Source organism: Legionella quinlivanii, assembly GCF_003265995.1.
Classification (GTDB): domain Bacteria; phylum Pseudomonadota; class Gammaproteobacteria; order Legionellales; family Legionellaceae; genus Legionella_C; species Legionella_C quinlivanii_A.
The window spans coordinates 1-7,009 of sequence record NZ_MVJN01000018.1 but is presented as its reverse complement, the minus strand read 5'-3'; the positions used below and the strand labels follow the sequence as shown (position 1 = coordinate 7,009).

Sequence of the window (7,009 nt, the reverse complement as noted above, 5' to 3'; positions counted from 1 at the left end):
TGGTATCCAACAGCATAGAGTCCCTTTGTTTATTCCTGCCCGGAAAAAATTTAAAGGGTACTCTAGCTCTTTTTTCAATTTATTCAATCTGTTAAACAAAAATATTTTCCTTAGCCTGACGGCTATGAGGAGTAAGCCCGATGTTCCAACAAAATGTAGGCAGTTGGAAGTCAAAGGATTAGGAGAAAAGAATATCAATCAATTGTTCAGGGTGATACTGGATGATGCGTTGAGTTCTGTTCAAGGAAGATACATCTCGGCATTTGGCTGAGGTGTAAATAACTGAGGAATTTCCTATGACTTTAAAAAAACCATCCCGTTTACATCTATTAAACGAATTTGAATCTGCGCCACATTCTGCGCTTTTTAATCAACAAACCATTGCTGCGGTATTAAGCTGCTCCACCCAGTTACTTGAACGTAACCGCTGGGCGGGTGGTGGTGTTCCCTATTTAAAAATCGGTCGCAAGGTGTTGTACCGAAAAAGCGATGTGTTGAATTTTCTCCAACAACAAAAAATTTATTACTCAACCAGTGACGAAGGTCAGTTACAGCTCGTTGAGAATGCATAAATTTAAAATTTGTCAGAATGAATTTGCTTCATTCTGAGGTTTGATTGTTGTTTGGAGAATAATGTATGTCACAAAATCATGTTGTTGAATTAGCCAATTCAAAGCAGCGCCCAATTATCTGCGACTATGCTGGTGGTCGTTTTAGATTAACGGCTGAAGGATTAACCTTTATCGGTATTGATAAGATGGTAATCCATTGCCACCTCGGTGGATCTGCGCGCCATTGTACGTTGTTGCAAAGACCCGAGATGCTCAAAGTGGTGAATGGGGCCGTTTGCTGGAATGGCAGGATGATGACGGGATAACTCATCAGTGGGCAATGCCTCTGGCTTTGTTGCAGGGTGATGCCTCCGATGTGAGGCGAGAGCTGGCAAGATTGGGACTGAGCATTTCACCTAATCGGACTGCTCGTGATTTGTTAGCTTCCCATTTACAAGTCTTTCCAGTAGATGCACGTGCACGATGTGTTGATAAACTGGGTTGGCATGGCGATGTCTTTGTAACAGCTTCCCAGTGTATCGGACAATCAACTGAGAAGATTGTATTCCAGAATACCAATGCTATTGAGCCAGCAGTGTCTATCAAGGGTAGCGTTGAAGAGTGGCGAGACTCAATAGGCCGGCTAGCATCAGGCAACTCAAGATTGGTGTTTGCCATATCTGTAGCATTAGCCCCTGTACTGGCAAAAATTGCTGGCGAAGACTCAGGCGGTTTTCATTTCAGAGGTGCGTCCTCATCAGGAAAAAGTACTGCATTGAGTCTGGCTGCCTCTGTTTGGGGAAACCCAGCATCTTATTGCCGTTTATGGCGCAGCACCACCAATGGCCTTGAAGGCTTGGCTTCATTACACAATGATGGATTGCTGATTCTTGATGAACTCAGTCAAATGGATCCCAGAGAAGCAGGGGAGGCAGCTTATTTGCTAGCTAATGGTCAGGGAAAAACACGCGCTTCTCGTACTGGTACAGTTAAGCAATCTTCCCGATGGTCTTTATTCTTCTTATCTGCTGGTGAGGAATCTTTAACCGCACTGATGGCAAAATCAGAACTGCGCACTAACGCAGGCCAGGAAATCAGGCTTGCTGATATTGAGGCGGATGTGTAATGCCCCCCAAATAAACCGGTCCAACTAGTTTTAAATTAACGACTAGAAATAGGACTAGTAATATGACTATAGCAACAATAGAATGTAACGAAATAATTCACCAGTCGTAGGTAATAAATGGCAACATCGGAATATTAATTTAAATTTAGGCAAGTGATCATTATTATTTACATATCGCTTTTAAGTTGGCTAATATTTGGTTTTGAACATTTGTTAAGTCTTGCTCCCATATCACACTCAATTTCTTAATGGCAATACTTACGTGCCATGGCATGCTAGGCTCCCCTTTTTCCTGAGTAAATGGACCATCAGTTTCAGTTAGCAATCTATTCTGAGGAATGTTTTTTATTAGTTCGACCCCTTTCTGAGTCTGTAACATCTTTGGCCCTACACTGAACCAGCACCCAAGGGCAATAGCTCTCTCCAAATCTTTTAACGTTCCTGAGAACCAATGAAGAATAGGTGTACCTGATTTTTTATGAGCTTCTAGCAAATCTAAAACTTCTTTTGTAGCACGGCGTGAATGCAAACTCATTATGCGGCCGCCATTTTTTGCACATGTATGCAGTATTTTGCCTAAAACATTTTTTTGTAAGCCCATATTGGTAGAATATTGAGGAGAGCCATCTAAACCGATTTCTCCAATATAGCGAGCCTCAGGTATTAGTTTACATAAGACATCAACTTCATGCCCGAGTTCACCAACCAGTTGAGGGTGTAGTCCAAGAGCTGCACGTACATATTTCGTTTGCTTGGCTAACATATGATTCCTTTGCCATGCTCTAGGCGTAGTTGTTACAGCAAGAGTGTATATTTTTCTATGTTCACATTCTTTAACTAGTTCTGGAAAGTTTGGATAAAGATCCAAGTGACAATGAAAATCAACTAATTCTAATGGCAAAATAATCTCTCATTAATATATTAATTTGGCGTAGTTACCACGCCTTGTAGTAAGTTTTCCACTTCCTTCATACCTCGTTTATAAACATGCATTAGGTCATTTAAAATTGCTATATCTTCTAATAATGGGCCCGGTTTATGTATAAGCATAGGTAAATAGCCAGGTTTATTATTCAAATTTATAAGAGCGTATTGGAATGCCCTAATCTGTATCCCCTCGGCTTTTCTTGAGTCCAAGGTTTTTTCAAAAATATCAGGGGGACTATATGATGTTGTATCCTCACCCAGTTGCCAAGCATGATTTAAAGCGGCTCTTCTAATAATACATGGTACACAATGCCCACAATGATGATAAATCCCTCCATTACGGTATCGGCTAGCAGAGGGATGTGCACAGGAAACTGATAAATGAACTATAGATTTTAGAAAATCCTGATTGGAACAATTTTCAGTCATTTCCCCTTTGGTTTTATCCCAATAAGGATTAAACATTTTGCCCGGAATATTTAATATTTGTAATAACTCATTCCAACGATGAATATAATACGAATGTGTTGTCCTTGTGCTTAAAGAGCCCAGGCGAGTGGGATCGAGAGGTACATTAAGCGCTATTAAGCCGTTTTCTGGGATACGTAAATCGAAAGTCTTTTTTAATCCCGAACCTGCAAAAACGCCTAGAGCAAAAAATAGAAATGATCTTCCTCTAGTAGAATTTTCCGATTTTATATCTGAGAACAAATTTTTCGGAAAATGGGCTGAAGGAAAGCGGAGCCTATTAATTTTACTCTGAGGGTATCTATTAATCAATTTTTCGAAAACAGCTCTTTGTGGACTACTGACCGCTCCTTCTCCAGCATGACTTATAAAGAGAGGTGTTATACCTGATTCGAGGGCATCGATTGCTCCGATAAGACTATCCAGTCCACCAGAAAAAAGTGATAGTCCATCATAATCATATGGTAAATACGACTTCTCTTTGATTAGGCTCTCAAATCCTTCAGGCCTCATTCTAAAATCAATTTCCCATAAATCACCAGTCAAGAAGCGTAACATGATTTTAAGAAGAGATTTGCATTTTTGCCAAAGTTCTATATCTGAAACCGGTACAATTAGATGAATTTCACGAGTCCATGCATCTTGTGATGATTGAATACGATTTAATCGAACATCAGCAGCTTGGACCATTATGGCTAATATAAGCAGATCAAGTGCTACTTCGGACGGGTAAATATTCAATCGATCTAATTGCTTTATTGTGCTTCCAATCCCAAATCGAAGTGATTTTTTTCCTGTTAGAAAATCTAAAAAACTCAATTGCTCGTTTTCTTTTTTACTATATTCATATTCTGTATCAGTTTCTCCGAAACAACCTGCTAATATATGTTTTGTCATTGTTCTGCCTCTTGTTGTGCAAGTGCTTCAAGGACTGTAAATGCACGCTCATATACAGAATTCATCGTTCTAGTTGTTTGATCAGTCGAAAAAAAACTACTATGTGTCATCGCATCAGAAACAGCACCACGAATAAAATCTTTTAGCTGATTTTCAATATTTTGTATAATATAAACATTGTTAGGTAATGTAATAATCTTTGTGGCAATTGCATTCATGATACGATCTTTGATGGCATTTGATATGAAACACTCCATGATAGTCGCAATTGTAGTAGCAGATGGTTTCTCTAAATCTGCTAATCCCATTTCTGCGACTTCGCCAATTGCTTCTATGTACGCATCACGAACAATAGCATCGTCCAGATCGCCACCCATTGGGCAAATTATATCTGTTAATGCAGCATAAATTTCGGTGATGGGTCGATTGGCAAGATTTTCTAAATTTAGGCTTTTAATAACTGATTGAATACCATCGGTACTTGCCATTGAAAGAATATTACTAAGTCGCACACTGGCTTGGCGCTCTGATTTCATTCTTTTAGCAGCTTGTTTTGCACCTCCGGAAGTTTTGTGTACATAGGAGGCAATAGCTCGTCCGAGGGCGGCGCGATCTGAGCCACCTGAATTTATAAATGCAGTAAAGTTACGCCGTGCAGTACTATAACGATTATCAACTTGCAATTCATTTGGCTGACAATTACTTTCTATATTTTCTGAGGTAACCTGAGATAATTCAGGTGGATCTGCTAAAATATCATTTTGTACGGCAATTGTTTCCTCTGTTGAGTCAGGATCCAACCAGTTTGGAATAAGAGGATTAAAGTTTTTACCGCCTCCAAAAGATGTAGAAGTTCCCATTATTTATTTCCCTTACCTAAGGGTTGCGCTATTAAAGCGGTTTTTAGTGCGGTCGAACCATTTGTTCTCCAGTTTTGAATGAGTCGTTCTAATCGTGCTTTACATATTGGATCTGTTACTATCTTTTCATGGCCAGCCGCTGCCCATGGCCCAAGCAGTTTAACGGGTAGTTCTTCAAGTATTTCTACATACCGCATTTGAAATCCTTTCGGATGAGCTTGAACTAGTTCAGCAATACCCCAAATTGTAGGGGGCTTACTAGAAAACGCATTACTGCCTAATAATTTTGAACGAAGAGCCTGTAATAAAGATTCAACTTCATCTAATGATAAACTAGTTAATTCTAGTCCACATGCCTTAGCATTGGCCTCCCCTCCTGATAGTTTCTCAAGCAATGCCATTAGTTTGGGGGATAGTGGGGCTCTAGATTCAAGATAATTTTTACGATCTTTAATTACAAATAGATAAGGTTTTAGCGAATTTGTACCAATTTTAGGCTCTATTAACGCCCACTTAATTACCTCTGGGCGCGTTTTCCAATCAGCAAGTGTTGGATTTTCCTCTGACAGGTTTTCTTCTTTATTACCAGATTGTTCTGTTTGTGTTTTGCTCTCTTCTTTGGAACGATCCCCTTGTTCCAAGATAGCAAGTTCCTTGCATATTCCATCATCTTTTTTTGCTGCTGAACTAGCAATATGTTCAAATACTGAAGGTGGTAAAAATAATTCAGCAAGCATGATTTTTGCTAATATATCCGCTCTAATGTTGTCACCAAAACCTCGATCAGCAGAAACTTGAAGCCTTAAATGGAGTGCATTTAAAAACCGTTTAATCTGTCTGGGGTTTCCTTTTGTTCCGGCGGATAAAATTGGGCTAATTTGCTCGGAGAGCAAAAGTAAATCTGATATATCAGCAGATTTATCTCCCAATATATCTTTAATTTTAGAGGAATCTATTCCTTTACCTTCCCATGGTTTGCATAGCGCTTCTCTTCCTAATTGAAGTAGCTTTTGAAATTCACTTGAATTCTCACCTAAACGGCTGCCTATCAGAAGTAATGTCACATATATCTGGGTTTCAGTTTCACCTAGTGCTGGAATTCGCATGGGTACTTGTATTAGCTTTTCAAGATAACTGCGCGCATATCCCTGAGAGCTACTAGACTCTGGAAGATCGGGAAAGTGATGGCGTACAGCATATTCGATCATTGCCTCATCCGCCCCTACAATGAATGCTGTGTTTGGTAAAAAAACAAACAAACGAATTGCTTCTAGTGTTTCGATTGCTGTTTCAGGTAAACAGCGATCAAGGTCATCAATTAAAACGATAAGTCTATCAATCTTTGCTTTTACTAATAAATCACTAAATGCTTTGCGAAATTCATTTATTTCTTTGGGAACACTTCGACTATCACCATCCTTTAGCAGATTCGAGAATAATTCGATTGTTTGTTCAGCATTCTCTTTCGTTGCGAGTGTTGCTGGATCAGATAATTTACTTTTAACAGTATCGATAATGCTGTGTAATTGATCTACAGTTGGTATTCCGGTAAACGCAGTAAAAGCAAATCCCCCAACTTTCTTTGCAGCTTTTAACCAATCTATACGTCGTAATATATTTTTTACTTCTTCTTTTGCATTTGTCAGTAATGAGCGATTAGCAATTAACTCAGTTACTATTCCTTCAACAACAGCGATCTTCGCATCTTCAAATCCTTGAAATTGCCAGCCATTAAATTTTATACAAAGTATTTGTTCGTTTTTAGAGAAGGCTTCGTCAATCATTTCAAGTACACTAGATTTTCCTGCCCCCCAGTCACCATGTACACCGATAGTCATAGGACGTTCGGAAGTTCCACTAATTAAACGCACAATTGTTCGAGCAATGGCTTCATTATTTAAGAGGTCAACCTTGGTTTCTTGATCAGATAAAAAAAGTACAGGTGAATGCACAGTCATAACTTCTCCATAAATATAACGTTGATGAATTATCGGTATAAATAGATAAAAACTCCTTATGATTGTACATGTCACCAAATGTAAAGAGGTTTATTGGCTCTACCCCAATGAAGGGGGCACTTTAATCAAATTAGTATAAACTAAGTCCTTGATTTAGCGATCAAAAGGAGATTAAAGTGCCCGGATACAATCTTATCCTAAATTTACCTGGGTTTTCCATAG

At 39.0% G+C, this 7,009-nt stretch carries 6 protein-coding genes and 1 pseudogene; 3 read left to right on the top strand and 4 right to left on the bottom strand.

Annotated features, from left to right (window positions below):
• The 3 genes and pseudogenes from B1207_RS16050 to B1207_RS15800 form a co-directional block, all read left to right on the top strand.
• Positions 1–271 (top strand): hypothetical protein (locus tag B1207_RS16050; protein WP_216362476.1); only part of this gene is annotated, 271 nt, incomplete at its 5' end.
• Positions 272–296: 25 nt separating this feature from the next.
• Positions 297–572 carry a DNA-binding protein gene (locus tag B1207_RS15805; protein ID WP_058478704.1) on the top strand — a complete coding sequence of 92 codons (276 nt, stop codon included), beginning with the start codon at positions 297–299 and terminating at the stop codon, positions 570–572.
• Between the two features lie 65 nt (positions 573–637).
• Positions 638–1,671: pseudogene (locus tag B1207_RS15800) on the top strand (DUF927 domain-containing protein); the annotation flags it as partial.
• Between the two features lie 169 nt (positions 1,672–1,840).
• On the opposite strand, the gene qatD reads toward B1207_RS15800, so the two are convergent.
• The 4 genes from qatD to qatA are packed head-to-tail and all read right to left on the bottom strand — an operon-like array spanning position 1,841 to position 6,787.
• Positions 1,841–2,578 (bottom strand): Qat anti-phage system TatD family nuclease QatD, encoded by a 738-nt coding sequence (qatD, locus tag B1207_RS15795; protein WP_112220849.1) that lies wholly within the window; start codon positions 2,576–2,578, stop codon positions 1,841–1,843.
• 20 nt (positions 2,579–2,598) lie between these two features.
• Positions 2,599–3,969 (bottom strand): Qat anti-phage system QueC-like protein QatC, encoded by a 1,371-nt coding sequence (gene qatC / locus B1207_RS15790; protein ID WP_112220848.1) that lies wholly within the window; start codon positions 3,967–3,969, stop codon positions 2,599–2,601.
• The gene (gene qatB / locus B1207_RS15785; RefSeq protein ID WP_112220847.1) at positions 3,966–4,829 is read right to left on the bottom strand and encodes a Qat anti-phage system associated protein QatB; all 864 of its coding nucleotides are present in this window, start codon (positions 4,827–4,829) and stop codon (positions 3,966–3,968) included. Before qatB ends, qatC begins: the two co-directional genes overlap by 4 nt.
• Positions 4,829–6,787 carry a Qat anti-phage system ATPase QatA gene (qatA, locus tag B1207_RS15780; RefSeq protein WP_112220846.1) on the bottom strand — a complete coding sequence of 653 codons (1,959 nt, stop codon included), beginning with the start codon at positions 6,785–6,787 and terminating at the stop codon, positions 4,829–4,831. Before qatA ends, qatB begins: the two co-directional genes overlap by 1 nt.
• Positions 6,788–7,009: the final 222 nt, after the last annotated feature.

Bases quoted from the DNA above. Each gene is read 5' to 3' on its own strand.
- qatC (WP_112220848.1), bottom strand. From the start codon at position 3,969: ATGACAAAACATATATTAGCAGGTTGTTTCGGAGAAACTGATACAGAA.
- B1207_RS15805 (WP_058478704.1), top strand. From the start codon at position 297: ATGACTTTAAAAAAACCATCCCGTTTACATCTATTAAACGAATTTGAA.
- qatB (WP_112220847.1), bottom strand. From the start codon at position 4,829: ATGGGAACTTCTACATCTTTTGGAGGCGGTAAAAACTTTAATCCTCTT.
- qatA (WP_112220846.1), bottom strand. From the start codon at position 6,787: ATGACTGTGCATTCACCTGTACTTTTTTTATCTGATCAAGAAACCAAG.